This window comes from Klebsiella sp. BDA134-6 (assembly GCF_015601345.1).
Classification (GTDB): Bacteria; Pseudomonadota; Gammaproteobacteria; order Enterobacterales; family Enterobacteriaceae; genus Klebsiella; species Klebsiella grimontii.
The window spans coordinates 4,587,807-4,610,903 of record NZ_CP064784.1; the positions used below are offsets into that span (position 1 = coordinate 4,587,807).

23 protein-coding genes and 1 pseudogene are annotated in these 23,097 nt (G+C 55.9%); 11 read left to right on the forward strand and 13 right to left on the reverse strand.

The genetic code is table 11. The features are described 5' to 3' along the window. Nucleotides 1-283 precede the first annotated feature (283 nt). Entirely contained in the window at nt 284-1,477 is a 1,194-nt protein-coding gene (locus tag IYV58_RS21100; RefSeq protein WP_004123896.1) for an MFS transporter, read from the reverse strand. 63 nt (nt 1,478-1,540) lie between these two features. Continuing rightward, nucleotides 1,541-2,317 (reverse strand): SDR family NAD(P)-dependent oxidoreductase, encoded by a 777-nt coding sequence (locus IYV58_RS21105; protein ID WP_004123898.1) that lies wholly within the window; start codon nt 2,315-2,317, stop codon nt 1,541-1,543. Nucleotides 2,318-2,461: 144 nt separating this feature from the next. Here IYV58_RS21105 and IYV58_RS21110 point away from each other — a divergent pair, with 144 nt between their 5' ends. Continuing rightward, on the forward strand, nt 2,462-3,382 hold the full coding sequence (locus IYV58_RS21110) for a LysR substrate-binding domain-containing protein (protein WP_004123900.1): 921 nt from the start codon (nt 2,462-2,464) through the stop codon (nt 3,380-3,382). Nucleotides 3,383-3,421: 39 nt separating this feature from the next. On the opposite strand, the gene IYV58_RS21115 is transcribed toward IYV58_RS21110, so the two are convergent. The 7 genes from IYV58_RS21115 to IYV58_RS21145 form a co-directional block, all read right to left on the reverse strand. Continuing rightward, on the reverse strand, nt 3,422-4,195 hold the full coding sequence (locus IYV58_RS21115) for a transporter substrate-binding domain-containing protein (RefSeq protein ID WP_195729241.1): 774 nt from the start codon (nt 4,193-4,195) through the stop codon (nt 3,422-3,424). Nucleotides 4,196-4,230: 35 nt separating this feature from the next. Then, entirely contained in the window at nt 4,231-5,025 is a 795-nt protein-coding gene (locus IYV58_RS21120) for a CatB-related O-acetyltransferase (RefSeq protein WP_004123906.1), read from the reverse strand. Between the two features lie 135 nt (nt 5,026-5,160). After that, nucleotides 5,161-6,225, reverse strand: a complete 1,065-nt coding sequence (locus tag IYV58_RS21125; RefSeq protein ID WP_049114728.1) for a fimbrial protein — start codon at nt 6,223-6,225, stop codon at nt 5,161-5,163. Nucleotides 6,226-6,273: 48 nt separating this feature from the next. Next, nucleotides 6,274-8,808 carry a fimbria/pilus outer membrane usher protein gene (locus IYV58_RS21130; RefSeq protein WP_004123911.1) on the reverse strand — a complete coding sequence of 845 codons (2,535 nt, stop codon included), beginning with the start codon at nt 8,806-8,808 and terminating at the stop codon, nt 6,274-6,276. Nucleotides 8,809-8,834: 26 nt separating this feature from the next. Continuing rightward, the gene (locus IYV58_RS21135; RefSeq protein WP_004123915.1) at nt 8,835-9,494 is read right to left on the reverse strand and encodes a fimbrial biogenesis chaperone; all 660 of its coding nucleotides are present in this window, start codon (nt 9,492-9,494) and stop codon (nt 8,835-8,837) included. Nucleotides 9,495-9,642: 148 nt separating this feature from the next. Further along, nucleotides 9,643-10,239 (reverse strand): fimbrial protein, encoded by a 597-nt coding sequence (locus IYV58_RS21140; RefSeq protein ID WP_004123918.1) that lies wholly within the window; start codon nt 10,237-10,239, stop codon nt 9,643-9,645. Between the two features lie 669 nt (nt 10,240-10,908). Further along, nucleotides 10,909-12,429 (reverse strand): acetaldehyde dehydrogenase ExaC, encoded by a 1,521-nt coding sequence (locus tag IYV58_RS21145; RefSeq protein WP_004123921.1) that lies wholly within the window; start codon nt 12,427-12,429, stop codon nt 10,909-10,911. 249 nt (nt 12,430-12,678) lie between these two features. Between IYV58_RS21145 and IYV58_RS21150 the strand changes: the two genes are divergently transcribed. The 4 genes from IYV58_RS21150 (at nt 12,679) to IYV58_RS21165 (ending at nt 15,725) form a co-directional block, all read left to right on the forward strand. After that, nucleotides 12,679-14,466 carry a sigma-54-dependent Fis family transcriptional regulator gene (locus IYV58_RS21150; RefSeq protein WP_004123925.1) on the forward strand — a complete coding sequence of 596 codons (1,788 nt, stop codon included), beginning with the start codon at nt 12,679-12,681 and terminating at the stop codon, nt 14,464-14,466. Nucleotides 14,467-14,623: 157 nt separating this feature from the next. After that, nucleotides 14,624-14,923: an ArsR/SmtB family transcription factor gene (locus IYV58_RS21155; protein WP_004123928.1), complete on the forward strand. Its 300-nt coding sequence runs from the start codon at nt 14,624-14,626 to the stop codon at nt 14,921-14,923. Between the two features lie 9 nt (nt 14,924-14,932). Beyond that, nucleotides 14,933-15,454 carry a rhodanese family protein gene (locus tag IYV58_RS21160; protein WP_004123931.1) on the forward strand — a complete coding sequence of 174 codons (522 nt, stop codon included), beginning with the start codon at nt 14,933-14,935 and terminating at the stop codon, nt 15,452-15,454. A 91-nt stretch (nt 15,455-15,545) separates the two neighbouring features. Further along, on the forward strand, nt 15,546-15,725 hold the full coding sequence (locus IYV58_RS21165) for a YodC family protein (RefSeq protein WP_004123934.1): 180 nt from the start codon (nt 15,546-15,548) through the stop codon (nt 15,723-15,725). Between the two features lie 46 nt (nt 15,726-15,771). On the opposite strand, the gene stpA is transcribed toward IYV58_RS21165, so the two are convergent. Together stpA and IYV58_RS21175 are read right to left on the reverse strand one after the other, a co-directional pair. After that, nucleotides 15,772-16,173 (reverse strand): DNA-binding protein StpA, encoded by a 402-nt coding sequence (stpA, locus tag IYV58_RS21170; RefSeq protein WP_195729242.1) that lies wholly within the window; start codon nt 16,171-16,173, stop codon nt 15,772-15,774. Between the two features lie 323 nt (nt 16,174-16,496). After that, entirely contained in the window at nt 16,497-16,874 is a 378-nt protein-coding gene (locus IYV58_RS21175) for a hypothetical protein (protein ID WP_159103632.1), read from the reverse strand. A 4-nt stretch (nt 16,875-16,878) separates the two neighbouring features. Here IYV58_RS21175 and alaE point away from each other — a divergent pair. Next, nucleotides 16,879-17,329: pseudogene (gene alaE, locus IYV58_RS21180) on the forward strand (L-alanine exporter AlaE). A gap of 41 nt (nt 17,330-17,370) precedes the next feature. On the opposite strand, the gene IYV58_RS21185 reads toward alaE, so the two are convergent. Continuing rightward, complete coding sequence (locus IYV58_RS21185) at nt 17,371-17,721, reverse strand: DUF2002 family protein (RefSeq protein ID WP_004123942.1); 351 nt, start codon at nt 17,719-17,721, stop codon at nt 17,371-17,373. A gap of 149 nt (nt 17,722-17,870) precedes the next feature. On the opposite strand from IYV58_RS21185, the gene IYV58_RS21190 reads away from it, so the two are divergent. Next, nucleotides 17,871-18,197: a DUF883 family protein gene (locus tag IYV58_RS21190; protein ID WP_004123945.1), complete on the forward strand. Its 327-nt coding sequence runs from the start codon at nt 17,871-17,873 to the stop codon at nt 18,195-18,197. A gap of 63 nt (nt 18,198-18,260) precedes the next feature. On the opposite strand, the gene IYV58_RS21195 is transcribed toward IYV58_RS21190, so the two are convergent. After that, the gene (locus tag IYV58_RS21195; RefSeq protein ID WP_004123947.1) at nt 18,261-19,619 is read right to left on the reverse strand and encodes a MocR-like pyridoxine biosynthesis transcription factor PdxR; all 1,359 of its coding nucleotides are present in this window, start codon (nt 19,617-19,619) and stop codon (nt 18,261-18,263) included. 87 nt (nt 19,620-19,706) lie between these two features. Between IYV58_RS21195 and IYV58_RS21200 the strand changes: the two genes are divergently transcribed. The 4 genes from IYV58_RS21200 to nrdE all read left to right on the forward strand — a co-directional run bounded on the left by IYV58_RS21200 (nt 19,707) and on the right by nrdE (nt 23,091). After that, nucleotides 19,707-20,138: a carboxymuconolactone decarboxylase family protein gene (locus IYV58_RS21200; protein ID WP_195729243.1), complete on the forward strand. Its 432-nt coding sequence runs from the start codon at nt 19,707-19,709 to the stop codon at nt 20,136-20,138. Nucleotides 20,139-20,321: 183 nt separating this feature from the next. Beyond that, the gene (nrdH, locus tag IYV58_RS21205; protein ID WP_004123953.1) at nt 20,322-20,567 is read left to right on the forward strand and encodes a glutaredoxin-like protein NrdH; all 246 of its coding nucleotides are present in this window, start codon (nt 20,322-20,324) and stop codon (nt 20,565-20,567) included. Continuing rightward, a complete protein-coding gene (nrdI, locus tag IYV58_RS21210; RefSeq protein ID WP_004123956.1) occupies nt 20,564-20,974 on the forward strand; it encodes a class Ib ribonucleoside-diphosphate reductase assembly flavoprotein NrdI in 411 nt (136 codons plus the stop codon). The genes nrdH and nrdI overlap by 4 nt, the downstream gene beginning before the upstream one ends. Then, nucleotides 20,947-23,091 carry a class 1b ribonucleoside-diphosphate reductase subunit alpha gene (gene nrdE / locus IYV58_RS21215; RefSeq protein WP_004123959.1) on the forward strand — a complete coding sequence of 715 codons (2,145 nt, stop codon included), beginning with the start codon at nt 20,947-20,949 and terminating at the stop codon, nt 23,089-23,091. The genes nrdI and nrdE overlap by 28 nt, the downstream gene beginning before the upstream one ends. Nucleotides 23,092-23,097 lie beyond the last annotated feature (6 nt).

Genomic DNA, 23,097 nt, shown 5'->3' on the forward strand with positions numbered 1-23,097 from the left:
AAACCCACGACAGGCAGGACCTATAGATATAATAAGCCAGCCCTATCATCTAAATATTATCCCGCACCTCACTCCGGGGATAAAAACTCACCCACACATATTTCCTTTTATCTTATAAAGGTTCATAAGCGGATGTGAGGGATCGCATTAACGAGATCCATCACCTGAAAAAATGAGATATGAATTCTATTTCATGCAACCAATTCACATTTGAAAAATGCTGTCGTGACAAAAAATAAAGAGCGGAAAAATACTTCCGCTCGCGTTTAAAAAGCGAAGCGGCTTATCCTCTTAATGTTGGACGCCTGCCGAACAATAATGCGATCAGCGCAACCACAACCGGCACCAGTGACCCCCACAGCACGGCATTCCAGCCGAAGAGATTCATCAATGCGCCGGAGGAAAACGAGCCAATCATCATGACCCCGAAGACAATAAAATCGTTCAGCGATTGCACCTGGGTTTTCTCTTCCGGGCGGTGGAAATCCATAATCTGCGCCGACGCGCCGGTAAAGCCGAAGTTCCAGCCAATGCCGAGCAGAATAAGCGACAGCCAGTAGTGCATAATGTCGATACCGGCGAGGCCAACCATCACCGACAGCACCAGTAGAATCAACCCTGCAGCGTTAATACGCCGGGCGCCGAAGCGATTAATCAACTTGCCGGTAAAAAATCCTGGGCCGTACATGGCGATCACGTGCCACTGAATGCCCAGATTCGATGCCTGCTGCGAGATACCGTGCATGTGCATGGAAAGCGGCGCGGCGGTCATCAAAAAATTCATCACCATATAGGAGATTGCGCCGCTGAATACCGTCCGGGAAAACCCCGGCTGGCGTACGATTTCGCCCAGCGGACGCCCGCCAGATTGGGTCTGCGCCACCGGCGCGGCGGTTTTTACCCCCAGTAAAACCAGCGCCGATAGCGCCGCCACCAGTCCCTGAGCGATAAAGGTCATTGCGAAGGTGTGTGGTGGCCACAGATTCATGGTGCCGGTCACCAGCATCGGGCCGATAACCCCCGCCGCCACGCCGCCCCCCATAACCAGGGAGAGCGCCCGGGCGCGCCGCTCGCCGCTGACGCCATCAGTGGCGGCAAAGCGGAAAGAAACCGCCACCGCCGCATAGGCGCCGCCGAAAAAGGCCGCGATACAGAATAGCCAGAACGAACCGAGCACCACCGCCAGCGCCGCCAGCATTCCCGTCAACACACCGGCCCCGGTGCCGGTCATAAAGACCGTCTTGCGTCCGCGCCGTCTGGCCAGTTCGCCAAACGGCAGTATGCAGGCCGCCATACCCAGCACAAAAATGGTGACAGGCAGCGTTGCCAGCGTCGGTAGCGGCGCGATGGCGTTGCCAACAATCGCCCCTGTGGCGTAAAACACCACCGAGTTTGCTCCCGCCAGCGCCTGTGCCGTCGCCAGGCGAATAATATTCTGGTTTTGCTGCCCGACGGGCAGCGTTATCTCAGCGCTCATGGACTCTTTTATCCTGAATTCGTTTTCGTTATGCCAATACCCTGACTGACATAATGAACGTAATCAGACATTCCGACCAGCCATCACGCCGCCATCAATATCCCAAACCGCACCGGTCACCCAGCGGGTGCTCTCGCTGAGGAGAAAAGTGACGGTCTGCGCGATATCATCAGGCGTGCCGACGCGGCCAACGGGATGGAAGCCGTCGAAGCTATTCATCACAGCCTTCACATCCTCTTCAGGAATAAAGTTTTCATAGATTGGCGTATGCACCACCGCCGGAGATACCGCATTGACCCGAATACCGCTACCGCCCAGCTCAATCGCCAGGTTTTTCGTCAGCGCATGCAGCCCCGCCTTCGCCATGGAGTATGCCGAGGACGGCGTCGCGCCGATGGCCTGCTGCGCCCACATCGACCCGATATTCACAATCGAGCCTTTGATGCCGTTGACCAGCATATTGCGCACCACCTCACGGGTGATAAAAAACGTCGCGCGGTTGAGATTCATATACCGATCGTAATCGGCCATTTCATGTTCGATAAACGGCTTCGGGAAGAAGACGCCGGCAGCGTTGACCAGCAGGCTGATATCCTGATGCTCTGCATTGATGTTCGCCATGACCTGCTGCATACCGGCCTCGCTCATCAGGTCGGCCACGAGAATATCCACCTTACCGTATGTCGCCAGCGCCTGACGCGCCTGTTCGGCCTTTTCCCGACGATTGCCCACCAACACCACGCTGCCGCCATTCTCCACCACCCGTTTGGCCGTCGCCAGCCCCATACCGCTGGTCCCGCCAATCACGAGCAGTTTTTTTCCCATAAACGTCGTATTCATCATTCACCTCTTCACGGTTGCTTGTATGGCCTCAGCATGCCTGTCCTGAACCGCGCTGACGAATGAGAAGAAATAGTCCTGCAGCAAAGAAAATCTATCTTGATGGCCTATACTGAGGCGAAATTTGACTGAGGGATATCCAGCATGCGATCGCTTAACCGACTGAAATGGCTTCACGCTTTTGAAGCCACCGCCCGCCACGGCAGCTTTACCGGCGCGGCGCGCGAGCTGGGGGTGACCCCCGCCGCCGTCGGGCAGCTGGTCAGGGCGCTGGAAGAGTGGGTCGGCCATCCGCTGCTGCACCGCACCCGTGCCGGTAAAGCGCGTCTGACCCTGGTGAGCGAGGCCCAGGAAGCGCTGCAGGATATTACTCAGGGACTGGATAAGCTGGAGAGCGGGCTGAATAAGCTTCGCGGCCGCCGGGCGCGTTCGGTGGTGGTGATCACCGCCTCGCAGGTGCTGATGATGAACTGGCTGATGGAGCGCTTAAATCGCTTCTCCGCCGCCCATGAAAATATCGACCTGCGCCTCAACGTTACGGAAAAGCTGATGGATGTGGCCCACGGCGAAGCGGATTTAGGTATTCGCTGCGGCCGCGGTGACTGGCCCGGGGTCGATAAAACCTGGCTGATGGATGAAGAGGCGTTGCTGGTGTGCAGCCCACTTATCGTCCCGGCAGACAAAACCACCTGCGGCGAGTGGCTGGCGGCGCAAAAGCTGATTCATGATGATACGCCGCATCCCGGTGCCAGCTTTCCCTCATGGGAGGATGTGCTGGCCGCGGCTCAGGCCCCGACGGCGCGCGATAGCGGGATGCATATCGACTCAACGTCGGCGGTTATCCTTGCCGCCCTCAGCGGGCGCGGCGTCGCCCTCGTCCGCCGGGCGTTGGTAAGGCAGCACCTCGCCACGGGGCAACTCGTCCAGCTACAGGCCGCCCGCCGCTGGCCGCTAACCTGGTCCTACTACATCGTGACGCCGCAGCATGCGATCATGCGTCCGGAAGTGAAGGTGTTTTATGACTGGCTGCTTCACGATGTGCTGGCGGAAAACCCGATGCGCTGATTATCTTCCGCCAGACCCGCATAGAAAACCTTTATTGCTTTATGGTTTTACCTGGTCATGAATGCGCCACTTCTGCTTAAGCACATTTTTATCCTGGCTATCCAGCCACTGGTTTACTTTCTCCAGCAGCTGCGGGTTCTCTTTATTCATCATATAGACTTTAAAGCTCGCGGTTCCCGGGAACGGCGTCTCGTTAGCCACGCAGAATACGCCCGGTTCATTGCTCTGGTAATAGACGCCTTCGATCAGGTCGGTCACCATCATATCCGCCGTTTTCTGCCGCAGCGCTTCAAGGTTATCGATATTGTTTTTCACCCGGATAATTTGCGCATGCTTGATATGTTCATCAACAAAGCTTTGGTTGGTTCCCCCCGGATTCACCACCACCTTCACGTTCGGCTGGTCGATTTTTTCCAGGCTACCGAGGGCCGGCGCTGCCGCGCAGTTAGCCAGCGCAATTTTGCCGTTCGGCACCACCGGCTGGCTTAACGCGAAATCTTTCGCCCGCGCCGCGGTTTCCGTCACCCCGCCCATGGCGATATCAAACTTATCGGCCTTCAGATCGGCGGAGAGAGTTGGCCAACTGGTCGGCACGAAGCGCACCTTCAGGCCAAGGCGCTTGCCGAGATCTTTCGCCATATCCACATCGTAGCCCAGCAGCTCTCCGGCTTTATTGTGAAACGCCAGCGGCGCGTAGTCTCCCGGCACGCCGACTTTAAGTTCGCCGCTTTGTTGGATGCTGTTCATGTCGCGCGCCTGAGCGCCAAAGGCGATGGCGGCAATGATGAAAGCAATACCTGACTTCAACTTCATCTTTTTATCCTTGTCCAAATGTGAACCGTTTCTGATTACACCGCGCTGCGCGGCGGATGCTGTTTATTCGCCATAAAATCTTTAATCATGGTCGCCGTCAATACCGGCGGCGAAAAAGCGGACAGCGTCCCTTCGGCGACGCGCCCGGCGAGCAGCTCGCAAAAGCGTTCAACCTGATTAACCGGACAAGCGGCAATATCCTGGGCAGAGTAACGCCACCAGCGTAGCGCCAGCAGTTGCTCGATAATCGCCTCGCTAAAGCGCATGCGGATGACCTTCGCCGGATGACCACCGACGATGGCGTACGGCGCGACGTCTTTGACCACCAGCGCGTTGGCGGCAATCACTGCCCCATCGCCAATCGTGATGCCCTGCGCCAGGGTGACATTCTGACCAATCCACACATCGTTGCCGATGGTTATTGGCCGGGGCGTTTTCTCAAAAGGGTAAAACTGGTTGGGCCTGCCGCTGTCGGCTGCCAGCGTCGCCATCACGCCAGAGTGATGAGCATAAAAAACCGGGCTGGCGCTGGCCCACTCCAACGGATGCCGGTCGCCCAGCACCTGTAGCCGATCGGCAATCGAGGTGTAGCGCCCTACCCTGATGAGCGCTGGCAGCAGGGTTCGCGTATAGCTAAAAGCACCCAGTGAGGCCAGCCGTTCACCGCAGCGCCCCCAGTAGGTGGTATAGGCCTCGGTGGCCAGGTTTTCCGGTACATCGATCGGCAGGTCATCACGGTAAAAGGCGTGGGCGCAGACCAGTTTCTGCCCGCCGACAAAAACGCGCTGCGCCTGCAAAAGAGGCTTAAGCTCACCAAAGGCGATTTTCATTTTCGATTTTCCCGCACATAAGTACTCCCGGTCAGCCGCTTAATCTCTCGATCATTGATAGCGTACCGATCCGCTCACTGTGCGAAAAATCGTTATGACATCTCTTTTTTGTGAGCCGCAGCGCGAAAGCGACGGTCAGTTATACTCCAGCGCAAACGTCACCATGCTATTGGCGGTACCGGCGGTTACCGCGTCATCCGTCTGTATGTACTGGGCGTTGAAGTTGATATTTTCCGCCGCGCCGGCGCTGCTGGCGGTAATTCGCTTGAGCACAGGTAAGTTGCTGGCTTCGTTGATTTTGACGCCGGTTCCGACTGCTGGCGCCGGGGCGCTGTTATTGCCGTAGGTCAGCCTGACGCCCACCCCGCTCGCGGAGGCATTGTCTTTGCTGAGCGCCAGGGTATCCGTCCCCCCGGTTTGCGTCGTCACGCCAAAAAAACCAATACGGATATCGGTCGGCGTGGAACAGAAGACCGGAATGGAGAAGCTCCTGGCGCTGCCGCCGACGGTGTTTTTGCCTTTAAACTCCGCTTTATTTACCGCGCCGAGGCTGACGTGAATATTCGCGGTTGAGACCTGACAACTGCCGCTGCTGCCGATATCGACGTTCAGCGCGGCCATATCGAGAGTGACCGGCGGGCTGGCGACAAAAGCGGCGCTGCTATCGGCCTGCTGCTGAATAGTCAGTTCGCCAATCTGCGGCTGCGCCGGAACGTTAGCGTGGTTACCGCTGGCCAGAGCGACCTCGCCGGTCTTATAAAACGTCACGAAGACTTTCACCACAATCTGCTGCTGCGTCAGCAGGTTAGCTATTTCATTGCTGTCGCAAACCGTCACGGACTCCGCGCTACCGGCCGCATGGCTGCCATCAATCACGCGAATGGCGCCGCCGCTGCACTGAAAGCCCAACGTGTAGCCCATGCCGTCCAGCGCGGAGGGAAAAACGTGCTGGCCGCCGATCGACAGGGGCGATGAGGCGGTTTTAAGCTGCCGATACACCAGACGTTTAGCCGCCGCTTTCGGCAGTTGAAGATCGCAGGTGAAATGAATCCCGCTGCCGTTATCCGCCATCACGCTGGTCATCTGCGTATTCAGCGGCAGCGTAGGCAGATACTTAATATTCTGGACGTTAACGGTCATCTGACCGATATCCCCTTTACAGGTTTCCGCCCACCCGCCGTGGCTATAAATCCCGGCCATCAGTAGCAATAAAAACGATACTATGCGCAAAATCACCTCAGTGCTGACCTACTGGCAAACGCCAGAGACGGTTTTTACCGGACTCTGTCCCTGCTGTACGGTATCGGTAAGATGGAAATGCAGCGCGCATTTCCGCGAGATATTGTCGGCGTTCCAGGCAACATCAAGCGTCCCTTCTTGCGGGATACCGCTCAGATAGACCTGCCCGCCATCAGCCACCATGCCGCCCGGAACCGCGCCTTGCTCGTCTTCAGCCTTACGCAGGCGAACGCTGGCGCCAAACGGCAGCGGACCGCGGCTATCGCTGAGCGTAAACAGTACTCGGTTGCCGATATGGGTCTGATAGTTTGCCTGCACCACCGCCCCGCCGCCGGGGATCACCGTCTGTCCTTCAAGTTCAACATCGGCATCGTCGGCCAGCGATTCGGTATCGAGCGTAATGGTGTTTTTGCGATACGCCGTCAGCGAGGGCACCACCGCATAACCCCGCCAGTCGGTATGCACGTTGCTGCCGTTTTGAATCGCCACATCGGCGGCTCCCGGCGCGCGTACGATGGCAAAGCTATCGCCGACGGTCTGCCCCAGCGTCACGCCATGAGGATGGGCGACGATGGAGCCCGCAGCGCCCCAGGTCAGCTGATGGCTTCCGCTATCCTGGCGATAGCCGAGCTGCGCGGTTCCGTAGCCGCCATGGTAATCCAGCGATGCGCTGCTGTTACTGCCCTGTCCGCCGTTAGCGTAGCCCTGCTGAAGGGAATAATAGAGATGGGGATTACGCGGAATCGAACCGTACAGCGACGCCTGCTGCGAGGTGCGTCCGTTATTGTCGGAAGTGGTGCTGTAGCTAATCGCGCTCTCGGCAAGCGGGCCGCCAAGCGGAATGCTCAGGTTGAAGGACCATGAGCGATCGGCTTTTTGGCGATCGGAAGACTGGGTGTAGTAATAACCCACGCCCCACGAAACGCCTCGCCAGGCGCTGTAAAATCCGAGATGGATTGTTTCATCACGGCTTTGGCGGTGCCAGTACTCCTGTGACCAGGCGGAAATCGCCAGGCTACTCATACCGCCAAACGCCTGCGATACGGAGATTTCCTCCCGGCTGCGCTTGTTGTCCACAAGGCCATTGCGGCTTTCAAGCGCGTTGGCCTCGCTAAAGTCGTAATAACCGCCAGAGGAGTAACGATAGCTGGCGAGGCTAAATGAGGTGCCGGTTCCGGCAAAATCCTTCTGGTACTGCACGCGCAGCGAGTGGCCCGCCGAGCGCTTTCCCGATGGCGTTTTGGTATTCGCCCATGTCGCATCGCCCCCAAGCGAGCCCAGCTCGCCAAAACCACGTCCGACGCCGAGCGCCCAGGACTGGTAATCCTGCGCCAGCTGGCTACCGCCGTAGAGCGTGAACTCGGCCGGCAGCCCATAAAATAGCGTCCCCTGCAAAAATGTCGGCGATGGCGTCTGGCTCTGCCCCGAATGGTAGCGCCCGGCGCTCAGGCTAAATTTCACTCGTCCTTCGCGCAGCATAAACGGTACGGCTGAAAAGGGCTGGGTAAAGGTCCGCACCGAACCGTCGCTCTCTTTAACCTGGACTTCGAGGTCGCCGCTTTGCGCCGTCGGATAGAGATCGTTAATGGCGAACGCTCCCGGCGAGACAAACGTTTCATAGATAACGTAGCCATGCTGGGAGATGGTGACTTTCGCATTGCTGTGCGCCATACCGCGGATCGTCGGGGCAAAGCCGCGCTGGCTATCCGGCAGCATTTCATCATCCGACATCAGCTGAACGCCGCGAAACTGCACGCTGTCGAAAACGTCGCCGCTCGTAAAAGTATCGCCCATCCGCAGCAGGCTTTTGAGTGACTTCAGGTCGCGCTGCAGCCAGGTGCTCTGTGAATTCCAGCGCCGGGTCCGGTCATACTCCATCGACGAGACGTTACGCAGTCGCCAGGCGCCAAAGTTCACTCCGCTGCGTAAATTCAGGTAGCTGGAGCGGCTGTTGTCATCCGACTGCCGGGTTTGCGACCCGGTCAGGTTATAGTTAACAAATGCCGCCGGAATCCCCTCATCCCAGCGCGCCGGATCGACGTACCCGCGGCTTTGCACGTTCATTGCCGCCTGGGGAATGCTTAAGTTCAGGCGCTGAGTGGCGAAGTCAAAACGGCTGCTGGCATCAGGGATATAACGCTCGATGCGGGTGAACGGCTCTCCCTCATGCAGGGTATTAAACGCCGGGAAAGCGCTGACGTTGACGCCATATTCCGCCAGCTGCGCCGGGGTTAACTGCGGCTGCAGCGCGCCGTTGCTGTCGACAAATGTCACCTCGCTCTGGGCTATTTCCTGGTTATTTACCCAGATGCTGACTGGATATGTCCCGGGCTGCTGGCCGCCTGTTTTAGCAAAATAGTGTAAATCAGCGGTCTTTTGCTGCGGATTGGCAAATTCTAATGCCGCCGGATCAAAGTAGTCCTCCGCCCGCGCGATACCGCTTTGGCATAGTAAAATAAGCGCCGTCGGCAATAATAAAATCCCACCGGTTGGCGCAGCGATCGCCGAATAAACGGAAGTCATACCCGAGGTTGTATTTTTCACAATATCCTGACCAGGCCAAACAAAAATTACTGTTGCGCGTAATCCGTAATACCACCGAAGTCATTAATGGCGCGCCATTTGACTGCCCCGGAATGAGTAATTGGCCACTCTTTATGGTCAAGGGGGCCAATCATACCGGGTTCGGGAATTTCTGTCGCGCCAACCGAAATAACAAAAAAGGAGACAAAATAGGGCGTCGGATTTTGGGCAACCAGTCTGGAACCTTCAATTTTAAACGTCAGCTTGCGCCATGCATCGGCAGGCTCCCCCGGGAGACCATTCGGACGATAGAAAATCTTAAACTTTGATTTAATATTAACCTGAAGCTTATTCGCTTCATCTTTTTTCGTGGGCGCAATGCTTTTTACGTTGAGCCAAAAAACGGATTCGCGATCGGTGGGCAGCGTTCCGCCAATATAGTTAATACGCAATACGTTCTGCTGTTCGGGATCGAGACGGAAAAGCGGCGGCGTCACAATAAAAGGCACGCGGCTTTTATTGTTTTCCGCATAGTTTTCCACCCACGATTGCACCAGATAAGGTGAATGAGTATCAGCGTTGGTGACCGATATTGCGGCTTCACGCTTCCCTTCCTGATAAATAACACGGGTTCCTCCCATGACAATACCGGCCTGTGCCGCAGTTGATAGCAATAAAAAGGCTATCGCGGCGATCGTTCGTTTCATAATGACTACCGTCCGGGAATAATAAAAGCGGGTATCGCTACCTGAAGCTGATAAAAAGTCTGCAGAAATGATGCATCCGTATTTCAGCCAGGCAGCGGCCCAGCATGGGAAGCCATAAATAACCGCAGCTTTACCCGCTTTTAGGGTATTAGTTGTAAATCATATTGAAGTTGGCCGTACCGTTGGCAGAACCGGCGGAAACCGCGCTGGTTGAGACATAGTCGGCAAAGAATTCCAGATCGGCGGTACCTGTTGCCGCCCCGCTCGCGCCAGCGGTAACGCTGTGGCCACGTGATACGGCGCCGAGATCAACCGGTGTTGACTTATCGTCTTCGTAAAGCTTTATCGCCACCCCGCTTGCGGTACCGTTAATCGCCAGCAGATCGCTATTGTTGGTATCACGGGTACCGTCAAACAGTACCGAGACGGTGGTGACGGTGGAAGGACAATCTTTTACTTTGATATGGAAGGCGGTTTTCGTCGTTTCAGAACCTGCTCCGGTAAAATAGCTGCTCGCCCATTTTCCCAGATCGACGCTTTGGTTCGCACTGGTGCTATCGACATTACAAGAGGAGTCAGTAATGGAGCCGGTAAATTCTACCTGACCGCCCGTGCCCTGCGTTCCCGCACTAAAGCCGGGGTTAACGGTCATTACTGAACTGGCCGATTGTGAAGGACTGGATAATGCGCTAGCGGAAACCAGAGCACCGACAAACATTGCCATAATACGAAATTGCGTTTTCATTATTCATCTCATCTCTAACTTATATTTTCGACAGATTGAGCGCGATGGCTTAAGCCTCGGGCTAATCTGCGTACAGATCCTCCATGTTAATAATATTCGCGTTCCGTCCGCAGGATAGCAGGCAGCAAAAAACTGAGCTGCTTATTCGAATCTTTTATTAAAAAAGAAAGTTACTTCGGCGTAATTGATCAACCATTCATTAAGGGAACAAATAAATACTATCCTTACCCATTACAATTCGCAATATTTTGTTATGTTAATGAAATGCTGTTTTATTTTACATATAAGAATAATATTCAAAACATTGCGCCGTTTGTTAATTAACGCAACCAAAAATCACGAGACAACAACATTAAAAATCAACATCAGACAGTGTAATTTAACAATTACCCTAGAATTTACCGCGATTTTTCGGCAATCATTCTGTGAGCGGACCGTGAATTTACACAATATTAGGATAAATCCTAGATTGGTTTCTATCTTATTTTCGTAACCAAAAAAACAATAATCACCTGAGTAATTATATATAGAGAATATCAATGCCAAGGGTATTTCATGTGAAAGCAAGGGAGGCAAAACAAATAACAACACTTTCTTTATGGAATAATAAACCCGCAATCTATGCTGAAGATTGCGGGTTTTACTAAAATAAATAGCTGACGTTACCGATCAGAACAGACCCAGAGGCGCCGTACCGTAGCTCACCAGCAGGTTTTTCGTCTGCTGATAGGCGTTAAGCGCCATCTTATGGGTTTCGCGCCCTACGCCGGACTGTTTGTAACCGCCAAACGCGGCGTGCGCAGGGTAAATATGATAGCAGTTGGTCCACACCCGGCCGGCCTTAATGCCGCGCCCCATGCGATAGGCCAGATTGGTATCCCGCGTCCACACCCCGGCCCCAAGGCCAAACTGGGTCTGGTTAGCAATAGACAGCGCCTCGGCTTCATCTTTAAAGGTGGTGACACCGATAACCGGGCCAAAGATCTCCTCCTGGAAGCTGCGCATATCGTTGCGGCCCTGAATCAGCGTCGGCTGAATATAGAAACCGTTATCCAGTTCGGCAGAGATGCTGGCGCGTTCGCCGCCGGTCAGGATCTTACCGCCTTCATCGCGGGCGATCTTAATATAGGAAAGGATCTTATCGAACTGCTGACGCGACGCCTGAGCGCCAATCATCGTGTCGGTATCAAAGGGGTCGCCGCGGCGAATTTGCGCTACTTTGTCCATGACCCGCGCCATAAAGGGCTCGTAGATAGACTCCTGAATCAGCGCGCGGGACGGGCAGGTGCAGACCTCGCCCTGGTTAAAGAAGCCCAGAACCAGGCCCTCTACCGCCTTTTCGATATACTCTTCTTCGCCTTCCATCACGTCGGCAAAATAGATATTCGGCGACTTACCGCCCAGCTCAACTGTACAGGGGATAATATTTTCCGCCGCGCAGGCCATAATATGCCGGCCAACCGGCGTGGAGCCGGTGAAGGCGATTTTGGCGATGCGTTTACTGGTTGCCAGCGCTTCGCCAGCCTCTTTGCCAAAACCCTGCACCACGTTAAGCACGCCCGCCGGGAACAGATCGCCAATAATCTCCAGCAGCAGCGTAATGCTGAGCGGCGTCTGCTCCGCCGGTTTAAGTACCACGCAGTTGCCCGCCGCCAGCGCCGGAGCCAGCTTCCAGGCGGCCATCAGCAGCGGGAAATTCCACGGAATAATTTGCCCGACCACGCCGAGAGGCTCATGGAAATGGTAAGCCACCGTCGTTTCATCAATCTCCGCCGTGCTTCCCTCCTGCGCGCGAAGGCAGCCGGCGAAATAGCGGAAGTGATCGACCGCCAGCGGCAGATCGGCGTTAAGGGTTTCGCGGATTGGCTTACCGTTATCCCAGCTTTCCGCCACCGCCAGATATTCCAGATTGGCTTCAATACGGTCGGCAACCTGCAGCAGCAGATTCGCGCGGTGCTGAGCCGACGTTTTGCCCCAGGCGTCGGCAGCCCGGTGCGCCGCATCAAGGGCGAAGTCGATATCTTTGGCATCAGAACGCGGAAACTGCCCGATGTTGCTACCGTCGACCGGGGAGGTATTCATAAAGAATTCACCGCCGATCGGTTCGACAAATTTACCGTCAATAAAGTTACCGTAGGCTGACTTCAGTGCTACCAAAGCGCCCGGCGTGCCAGGATGTGCATAACGCATCGCGAATCTCCTTCATGTAGGGTTGAAGCGCAGCGGCGTATTAGTTTTGTACGGCTGCTCGCTGCGCCTCTCCCCTTTGCAGGGGTTATGCCATTTTTCCTTATTTTAAATAATTATTTATTTTCAATTACTTAATAGATTCACTTTTCGCTCTGTCGCATGGAATGTCTCTTATGTGTCGCAAATCGCAACACTACAAAAACCTTATAGCTACAATATTGCAACACAAATAAAACCATGAGGTGTCCCGTGCCAGGAAATCCGTTTGCCCTGACGCCAGAGATCGAAGCGAGTCCGCTGCTGAGCGACTCCTGGTGCCGCAGCCAGCGCTATGGCCTCGACCCCGCCACGGATGACTTCCCTCGCCTGCACGCCAGCGAACTGGCCGAGAGGCTCGCCAACCATAGCCGCCTGCAAACGCTGGCCCAGCCGGTCGTCAATGCGCTTTCCCGCAAAGTCAACGACCTGCAATCCGTCGTGGTTCTCTCCGACGCCAGCGGTTTGGTTTTGCAAACCTTTGGCGATACGCACGCCATGCAGAAAGCGCAGCGCTTCGCTTTAGCGCCGGGCAATCTGTGGAGCGAAAGCGGACGCGGAACCAACGCCATTGGCACCGCGCTGGCGATTGACGATAGCTGCGAAATCGATGGCCGCCAGCATTTCCTGGCCAGCAACCGGGGACTTTATTGCGCCGCCGTGCCGCTGCAAAGTCCCGAGGGCAATATAGCCGGGGTGCTGGATATCTCCGGCCCGGCTCACTATCCGCACGCGCGAACGCTGGCGTGGGTGAAAGGCGCCGCGAAGCAGATAGAGTATCTGTGGTTTAAGCAGAGTCTGCATCCACAGCAGTGGCTGATGAGCCTTCACCCTCAGCCGGAGAAACTCGACGGCGTCGATGAACTGCTGCTGGTGTTTACGGACGCAGTTCTGACGGCCGCCAACCGGCTGGCGATGCGCGAATTCTCGCTCAACGCAGAACAGTTCGGCCATCTCACTTTTCAGCAGCTTTTTCCACGGTTGCGGCAAACCGCCGTCAGCATACCGCTGCCGCTCGCCGCCGGGGATCGTCACTACTATTTCCGTCTGCGCGCGCCCGCTACCGCAAGCGTCGCGGTGACCCCACGCCCAGGTATCGATCTGCCCTTCTCCAGCCAGCGCGAAGGGGAGAAGCTGCTGCGCCTGCTTAACGCCGGGATCGGTCTGTGTATCGAAGGCGAAACCGGCTGCGGCAAAGAGTACGTCAGCCGCACCCTGCACCGGCACAGCCGCTGGAGCGGCGGCAAGTTCGTCGCCATCAACTGCGCCGCCATTCCGGAATCGCTGATTGAATCCGAGCTGTTTGGCTACCAGCCCGGGGCGTTTACCGGCGCAAACAAAAACGGCTATATCGGCAAGATTCGCGAGGCCGACGGCGGCGTGCTGTTTCTTGACGAGATCGGCGATATGCCGTTAACGCTGCAGACCCGGCTGCTGAGGATCTTACAGGAGAAAGAGGTCACGCCCCTTGGCGCCAGCCGGAGCTCGCCGGTTAACTTCGCGGTGATTTGCGCCACCCACCGCAACCTGGCGCAGCGCGTCGCCGAAGGTACCTTCCGCGAAGACCTGCTCTACCGCCTGCGCGAGTTTGCTCTGACGCTGCCGCCGCTGCGCGAGTGGCCTGAACGCCCGGCGTTTATCCAGCGATTGTGGCGCGAGCTCGGCGGAGAAAAACGTCGCGTCGCACTGGCCCCGGAGGTTGTGCAACACCTGGCGACTCAACCCTGGCCAGGCAACGTCCGCCAGCTGCAAAGCCTAATGAGGGTACTGCTGGCGCTCGCCGAAGAGGGTGAAACGCTGACGGTGGATGATTTGCCCCAGGAATACCGAAGTTCTCCCGTCCCCCGCCCGCCGCGCGGGCTTCAGCAGCACGATGCGCAGCTGATTGCCGATACGCTGGCAAGCTATAACGGCAATATCAGTAAAGCCGCGCAGGCTTTAGGCGTCGCGCGCAGCACGCTGTATCGCCGCGCCGCCCGTCGCGGGAGCCATAGCGCATAGCCTTCTGATTCACTCAGGGCGTGAAGCGCGGTGGCCATATTACCGGCATTAGCGTTACCAGGTTTCAGCCGCGCCATTTTGTCACTGCAGCATTCATTGCTGGCGTTAGACGCTTTTTTATTTTAGACTTTACTAAATTTAGAAAAGACTAAAATAAATGAATACACCCGAACAGCTACAGGCCAGCGCCGGCGAAGCCGCCGCGCTGCTGAAAGCCATGAGCCATCCCTGCAGGCTATTGATTCTGTGCATGCTATGCGATGCGCCGGGCACCAGCGCCGGCGAACTGGCGCGCATCACCGGACTGAGCCCCTCCGCTACCTCCCAGCATCTGGCGCGGATGCGCGATGAAGGCCTGATCGGCTGCGAACGCCAGGCGCAGCGCATTCACTACTTTATTACCCGGCCAGCGGTTCAGCACATTGTCGCCGCGCTGAAGTCAATCTATTGCCCTTAAGGAGCGTTTATGACTATTGCCACTCTTTCTCCTGCCGAAGCCCGGGACCTCATCGGCCGCGGCGCGCGGCTGATCGATATCCGCGATGCCGATGAATACGCCCGCGAGCATATTCCCGGAGCGGAACTCATGCCGCTGACAACCCTGACAAATGGCTCGGCGCTGCGCGCCAACCCTGAAGAAACGATCGTTTTTCACTGTCAGGCGGGATCGCGCACCCAGAATAATGCCTCCCGTCTGGCGCAGGCCGCCGCACCGGCGCAGGCAAAACTACTGGCTGGCGGAATTCAGGCGTGGAAATCGGCGGGTCTGCCGGTGAAAGAGGATAAATCTCAGCCGCTACCGCTGATGCGCCAGGTCCAGATCGCCGCCGGGGTTCTGATCTTGCTTGGCGTCGTTTTAGGTTACGCTTTTAATAGCGGCTTTTTTCTGCTTAGCGCCTTCGTCGGCGCCGGATTAACCTTCGCCGGGATCACCGGTTTTTGCGGTATGGCGCGTCTTTTGGCTTTGATGCCCTGGAACCGTCGCTAGCCTCTACCTCTTTTGGTCAGTTGTTGGTAACGCTTTTGCTGAGCTATGGTTATTGTCAGCGAAAGATTTATCAGCACACAGGAGAAGCAGTATGTTTTCAGTCGGTGACCTGGTACAACCGCGCGCGGGTGGGCCAAAACTTAAAGTCGTTGAAGTCGAGGACGATCGCATTATTGCCGTTCAGGCAAGCAACGAGCAGGGCGAGAAATATACGCTGAAGGCTGCCGATGTGACGGCATATAAAGAAGATGGCGATTTTGGCGTGTGCTGATCAAGCCGGGTAACAATAACGGTGGGTCTCCCCACCGTTTTAACGATTAGATCAGGAAACTATCAAGGGATTTTCCCTCAGCCATCGCTTTCGCAAGCGGCTTCGGCATACGTCCCTGTCCGGTCCAGGTTTTCTCGGCGCCGGTATGATCGGTAAAACGATATTTAGGCGGACGCGGCTGGCGCTTTTTATTCCCTTTCGAGGAAGCGCTATTGTGGCCCACTAATTGTTCAGGGGTAATACCATCAGCAATCATTAACTCCAGCCAGGTATTTAGTTTTTCCTGATGTTCTGCCCGCTGTGCCTGAGCAGCCTGCTCTTCAGCACGTTTTTCTTCAGTGACGGTCCTTAGCTTTGCCAGCATATCTTCAAGCACGTCAATGGAGAATTCACAGGACATGGCGCGGAGTGAACGTATATTATTCAGCTTCTCTAATAGTAATGACATATAATTCAAAAATTCCCAAATAGCAAATGAAACAAAGATTACGACGCTAGTTTAATTGATACAATTATTTATTTCCAGCCTTTCACTAATTGCGGATATACCATCAGCTATATTTGACAATAAATAAGATAAACAAATCGATAAAAGCGAAATTTCCCACAGTGAATAAACCCGGTCAAAAAGAGAAATATCAACCAGCCAATGCCTTTAGCTTATTACCTGCATGCTCAGCAAGTTATCCGTATACCCCGGCCAGACCATCACAAGGCGGCACTGTCGTTGGCGGAATAGTCATGCAAAAAATCTGAATGCTCACCCAGCAATTAAATCAGCATATCATGCTGACAATTTGCTTTTTGAAGAGTAAAAAATGCCAAAAGTGATGCACTGCCCACCGCGACGCGATTCTGTCGCGCAATCGTCCTCTTCCGCCCTGCCTCCCGCCGATCCCCACGGCGCAATAATAAACTATCTCTTTGAAAAATATTAAAAAAAATAAACACCAGGAACAAAAGTAGCGTAACGAACAAAAAACAGCCTGAAGCAGAGTATTTTATCGACCAAAAGCCTTTAAATAAAAATTTATAGCTAGTTGCCTCTTTTAATGCAGAGATATAATCTACGCACATCAAAACAGGCACCCAAAAACGCTGATTAACGGCCGGTCTTTTGGCATTATCGACTTCATTTTCGAGGAGCACACCGATGTTCTCTGCGCAGTCCCGCTTGCGTCATGCGGTAGCAGACACCTTTGCGATGGTGGTTTACTGCACCGTTGTGAACATGATGATCGAAATTTTTCTCTCCGGAATGACCTTCCAGCAGTCGTTATCTTCGCGACTGGTGGCGATTCCGGTGAACATTATTATTGCCGTGCCTTACGGCTTTTATCGCGATTTCGCGATGCGCCAGGCGCGCCGCATCAGCGCGTCCGGCTGGATGAAGAATATTGCCGATGTAGTGGCCTATGTGACGTTCCAGTCACCGGTATACGTGGCGATTCTGCTGGTTGTTGGCGCCGACTGGCATCAGATCGCCGCGGCGGTAAGTTCCAATATCGTGGTATCAATGATGATGGGCGCAGCGTACGGTTATTTCCTCGACTACTGCCGTCGCCTGTTCCGCGTCAGCCCACTACCAGCAGGCCAAAGCCTGAGTTGATACAAAAAAGCGACTGGTTCCGCCAGCCGCTTTTTGTCAGCTATACTGCGTTTCGCCAAACAGGCCACTCAGAAAACGCTCAAGCGCCATTCGCGAACTGAACCCGTGTGGAATACCATAATGCTGTTGAGCATCACCCGCTAAATAGAGCGGGAACTGCTCATAATGATCGCAGGTTTTGATATCCGACGCGGGCTCCGCAAGCGTTGTGCTGCGCTCTTTTAAAGCCGGATGAATAATTAACGCGGTACGCCCCATACGAGCTTCACGGTTCACATAAACATAATTATCGCCACGGCGATAGCCGTACGCTTTTTGCGTCACAACATCCATGGTGAAGCCGGCTTTTTCAAGAACACGCGCCACCTCATCGGGTCTTAAATACATACTCATTCCTCATTATCTTTTACCGCACGTTAACCTTACCTTATTCATTAAAGTCAACGCTTTCGGAATATTCCATAAAGGGCTATTTACAGCATAATTCAAAATCTTGTCCTACACTTATAGTCTCAATGGAATTAAGGGAGAAACCAATGGCCAACCGAGCAAACCGCAACAACGTAGAAGAGAGCGCTGAAGATATCCATAACGATGTCAGCCAATTAGCGGATACGCTGGAAGAGGTGCTGAAATCGTGGGGCAGCGACGCCAAAGATGAAGCGGAGGCCGCGCGCAAAAAAGCGCAGGCGCTGCTCAAAGAGACCCGCGCCCGGCTTAACGGCAACAACCGCGTCCAGCAGGCGGCATGCGACGCCATGGGCTGCGCTGACAGCTACGTGCGCGACAAACCGTGGCAAAGCGTCGGTGCCGCAGCAGCCGTTGGGGTATTTATTGGCGTATTACTGAATCTACGTCGATAATAAAGCTGCCAGACCCATGAAGATAACAAATACGCGTCTACCCCTGCACTGCAGGGGTTTTTGTTATCTCTTCGCGTAAAGCGCGGCATCCAGCATACGCACAGCCTGATTCGCCACTTCTGCCGACGTCAGGTTGGTGAAGCTCATTATCAGCCCCCCTTCTCCTCGACTCTCCATTCGCCAGTCGCTTAGCGCCTGGATGGCCAGACCGGCCTGCCTGGCGAGCTGCGCCAGTAGGCGATCGTCACCGGCCACCCTGACCACCATCTGGATCCCGCCCGCTTGAGGCACCACGGTAAAGCCCTGCGCGCGCAGCGCCGACTCAAGCCACAGGCGGCGCTGCGCATAGCCGGCACGCATTTTCTTCAGATGGCGCCAGAAGTGGCCTTCGCGAATAAAATCCGCCAGCGTCTGCTGCCACAGCGTCGGTGCGCTACAGCTCATTAGCGCGGCCTGTTCACGAAACTGCGCCACCAGTTGCGCAGGCACCACCAGCCAGGCGGCGCGTAATGCCGGAAACAAAGACTTACTGAACGTCCCGGCATAGATAACCCGCTGCGGGGCGTCGAGGCTTTTCAGCGGCGGTAGCGGCTTACCGTGATAGCGGAATTCGCTATCGTAATCATCTTCGACAATCCACGCGTTATTCTGCGCCGCCCATAACAGGAGCTGTCTGCGCCTGGACAGCGAGAGCGCCACGCCAAGCGGGCTCTGATGAGCCGGGGTCAGCAGTGCGAAATGGGCATTCGGGTAATGCCGCTGCGCCCAGGCAATATCCATCCCGTCTCCGTCGACCGGAACGGGGCTGATCGCCACCCCCTCGTCGTTCACGACCGGCCGGATCAGCGGAAACCCCGGATCTTCCATCCACATTTGCTGGCCAGGCCGCGCCAGCGTGCGCAAAATAAGGCGCATCGAGGCCGCGTAGCTACCGGTGATCAAGACCTGTTCAGGCCGACACTCAATGCTGCGCGACAGGCGCAAATAATCGACGATCGCCCGGCGAAGCGTCAGTTCACCGCAGGGATCGCCTGGCGCAAGGTCAAAACGCGTTTGCGTACGCAGACGACGCCCCATTACGCGCGCCCACAGGCCGCGTGGAAACAGATCCAGCGCGGGCAGCCCCAGCTGAAACGGCAGCGCCGCCGCGGGCTCATCGCCCGCGACAGTCTGAACGAGCGCGTTTTGCTGCGGAATAAGCCGCTCGCTGACAAAGGTCCCCGCCTGTCCGCGCCGCTCCAGCCACCCCTGCGCGACCAGATCCCCCCAGGCGTTCTCAATGGTCGCCCGCGACACGCCAAGCTCCTGAGCATATACCCGACTCGCAGGCAGTCTGCTGCCGGGAGCCAGCTCGCCGCCCTCAATCGCCTGCTTAAGCTGTCGGGCAATGCGCTGGTAGTGCGGAATTTTTTTACCGTCCATCATGGTCTGCTTTTTTCATCACAATATGGCTATCTTATGCAGTCCATTATAGTGCTATTTTCCTCGCGTCTTAATGAGGAGAGTAAAATGAACACACTACGTCAGCCGTACAATGAACTGAGCCCGGAAGTCTATAACGCCCTGGTTCAGGCCAAAATTGCGCTGGAAAAAAGCGAGCTGGATGGCGCGCTGATAGAGCTGGTGTATTTGCGGGTGTCGCAAATCAACGGCTGCGCCTTCTGCCTGGAGATGCACAGCAAAGCCCTGCGTAAATCCGGCGTGGCGCAGAATAAGCTGGACGCGCTGGCAGGCTGGCGGGTGAGCGCCCATTTCAGCGATGCCGAACGCGCGGCGCTGGGGTGGGCGGAATCGGTCACCTATATCGCCGAAAGCCATGCGGAAGACGATGTTTATATGCCGCTGCTGGACCATTTTAGCGCCCGCCAGATTAGCGATCTAACCTTCGCCATCAGCCTGATGAACGCCTTTAACCGCCTGGCGGTGAGCATGCGCCTGTAATTTCACGTCACAAAGTCCCGCCCCCCGCAGGATCCTTTTGCGGGGGCTAACCTTTACAAAAACCATATATATTGCGCTGTTGAACTTTTAAATAACTACATCTAGTATTTCCTTCATCGATAACCCATAGCAAGCGACGTCTGTTTTAGCGCCGTACCGCTATCTTAAATGGAAATACGAATCATGCGCATTACTATTTACACTAAAAACGACTGCGTACAGTGCCATGCCACTAAACGGGCCATGGAAACCGGCGGGTTTGAATTCGACATGATCAACATCGACCACCATCCTGAAGCCGTCGATATGCTGCGCGAGCAGGGTTTCCGTCAGCTGCCAGTGGTGATTGCCGGAGAGACCCGCTGGTCCGGCTTTCGTCCCGATATGATCAACCGCCTGCGCCCGACAGTTACAACGGCCAGCGTATGAGCCTGATCGTCTACTTCTCCAGCAGTTCCGAAAATACGCACCGGTTCGTCCAGCGTCTGGGACTGCCCGCCGTGCGTATTCCGCTTAACGAGCGCGAGCGCATCCAGGTAGACGAACCCTACATTCTCATCGTCCCCAGCTATGGCGGCGGCGGCACGGCGGGCGCGGTTCCCCGACAGGCGATCCGTTTCCTCAACGATCCGCACAACCGCCAGCTCATTCGCGGCGTCATCGCCGCGGGCAACCGCAATTTTGGCGAGGCCTATGGCCGGGCTGGCGACGTCATCAAGCAGAAATGCGGCGTACCGTATCTCTATCGCTTTGAGCTAATGGGCACCCCGCAAGATGTCGACAACGTGCGTAAAGGAGTAAGCGAATTTTGGCAACGACAACCGCAGAACATATAACCACCGAGGCGCCGGATTTCCACGCTCTCAACGCGATGCTGAATCTTTACGACAGCAACGGCCGCATCCCGTTTGACAAAGACCATCAGGCGGTGGCGGCGTTTATGACCAGCCACGTTGAGCCGAAGACCGTGCCCTTTACCACTCAGGACGACAAGCTGACGTGGCTGGTCGCCGAAGGCTATTACGATGCCAGGGTGCTGACCCGCTACCCTCGCTCGTTTATTCTTGCGCTGTTCGCGCACGCTCACAGCTACGGCTTTCGCTTCCAGACGTTTCTCGGCGCGTGGAAGTTCTATACCAGCTACGCGCTAAAAACCTTCGATGGTAAGCGCTACCTTGAAGACTTTGCCGATCGTACCTGCATGGTGGCCCTGACCCTGGCGCAGGGTAACGAGACGCTGGCCCATCAGCTGACCGATGAGATCCTCTCCGGGCGCTTTCAGCCCGCCACGCCGACGTTCCTCAACGCCGGTAAACAGCAGCGCGGCGAACTGGTCTCCTGCTTTCTGCTGCGCATCGAAGACAATATGGAATCCATTGGCCGGGCGGTGAACTCGGCGCTGCAACTATCTAAGCGCGGCGGCGGCGTGGCGTTTCTGCTCTCCAATCTTCGCGAAGCCGGTGCGCCAATCAAGCGCATCGAGAATCAGTCCTCCGGCGTGGTGCCGGTGATGAAAATGCTGGAAGACGCCTTCTCCTACGCCAACCAGCTTGGCGCGCGCCAGGGGGCCGGCGCGGTCTATCTGCACGCCCATCATCCCGATATCCTGCGTTTCCTGGATACTAAACGCGAAAACGCCGATGAAAAAATCCGCATCAAAACGCTCTCGCTCGGGGTGGTGATTCCGGATATCACCTTTCAGCTAGCGAAAGAAGATGCGCAGATGGCGCTGTTCTCCCCTTACGACGTCGAGCGTCTGTACGGTAAACCGTTCGGCGATATCGCGGTGAGCGAAATGTATGCGCAACTGGTGGCCGACGAGCGGGTCAGCAAGCGCTGGATCCGCGCCCGCGATCTGTTCCAGCGGCTGGCGGAAATTCAGTTTGAGTCCGGCTATCCGTACATCATGTTTGAAGACACGGTGAATCGTGCGAACCCGATTGCCGGGCGCATCAATATGAGCAACCTGTGCTCGGAGATCCTGCAGGTCAACGCGCCTTCTACCTTTGACGAAAACCTGGATTACGCCAGCATCGGCCAGGATATCTCCTGCAACCTCGGCTCGCTGAATATCGCCCACACCATGGACTCTCCTGATTTCGCCCGCACGGTCGAGGTCGCGGTGCGCGGTCTGACCGCGGTGTCCGAAATGAGCGATATCCGTTCGGTACCGTCGGTGGCGGCGGGCAATGCCGCTTCGCACGCCATCGGCCTTGGGCAGATGAATCTGCACGGCTATCTGGCGCGCGAAGGTATTGCCTACGGTAGCGAAGCGGGACTGGATTTCACCAATTTCTATTTCTATACCATCACCTGGCACGCGCTGCGCACCTCGATGCTGATAGCACGGGAAAAAGGCACGCGTTTTGCCGGATTCGAGCAGTCGCGGTACGCCAGCGGCGACTATTTCCGCCCCTACCTGGAAGGCGACTGGCAGCCGAAAACGGCGAAAGTCCGCGCGCTATTCGCCCGTGCCGGTATTGCCCTGCCCGACCGCGATATGTGGCGGCAGCTGCGCGATGACGTGATGCGCTACGGCATTTATAACCGCAACCTGCAGGCGGTGCCGCCGACGGGCTCGATTTCCTACATCAATCACGCGACCTCCAGCATCCACCCGATCGTGTCGAAGATTGAGATCCGCAAAGAAGGGAAAACCGGGCGCGTTTACTATCCGGCGCCGTTTATGACCAACGACAACCTGGCGCTGTATCAGGATGCTTACGAAATCGGACCGCAGAAGATCATCGACACCTACGCCGAGGCGACGCGCCATGTCGATCAGGGGCTGTCGCTGACCCTGTTCTTCCCCGATACCGCCACCACGCGCGATATCAATAAAGCGCAAATCTACGCGTGGAAGAAAGGCATCAAAACGCTGTATTACATCCGTCTGCGCCAGTTGGCGCTGGAAGGTACCGAAATCGAAGGCTGCGTGTCCTGCGCGCTGTAAGGAGAA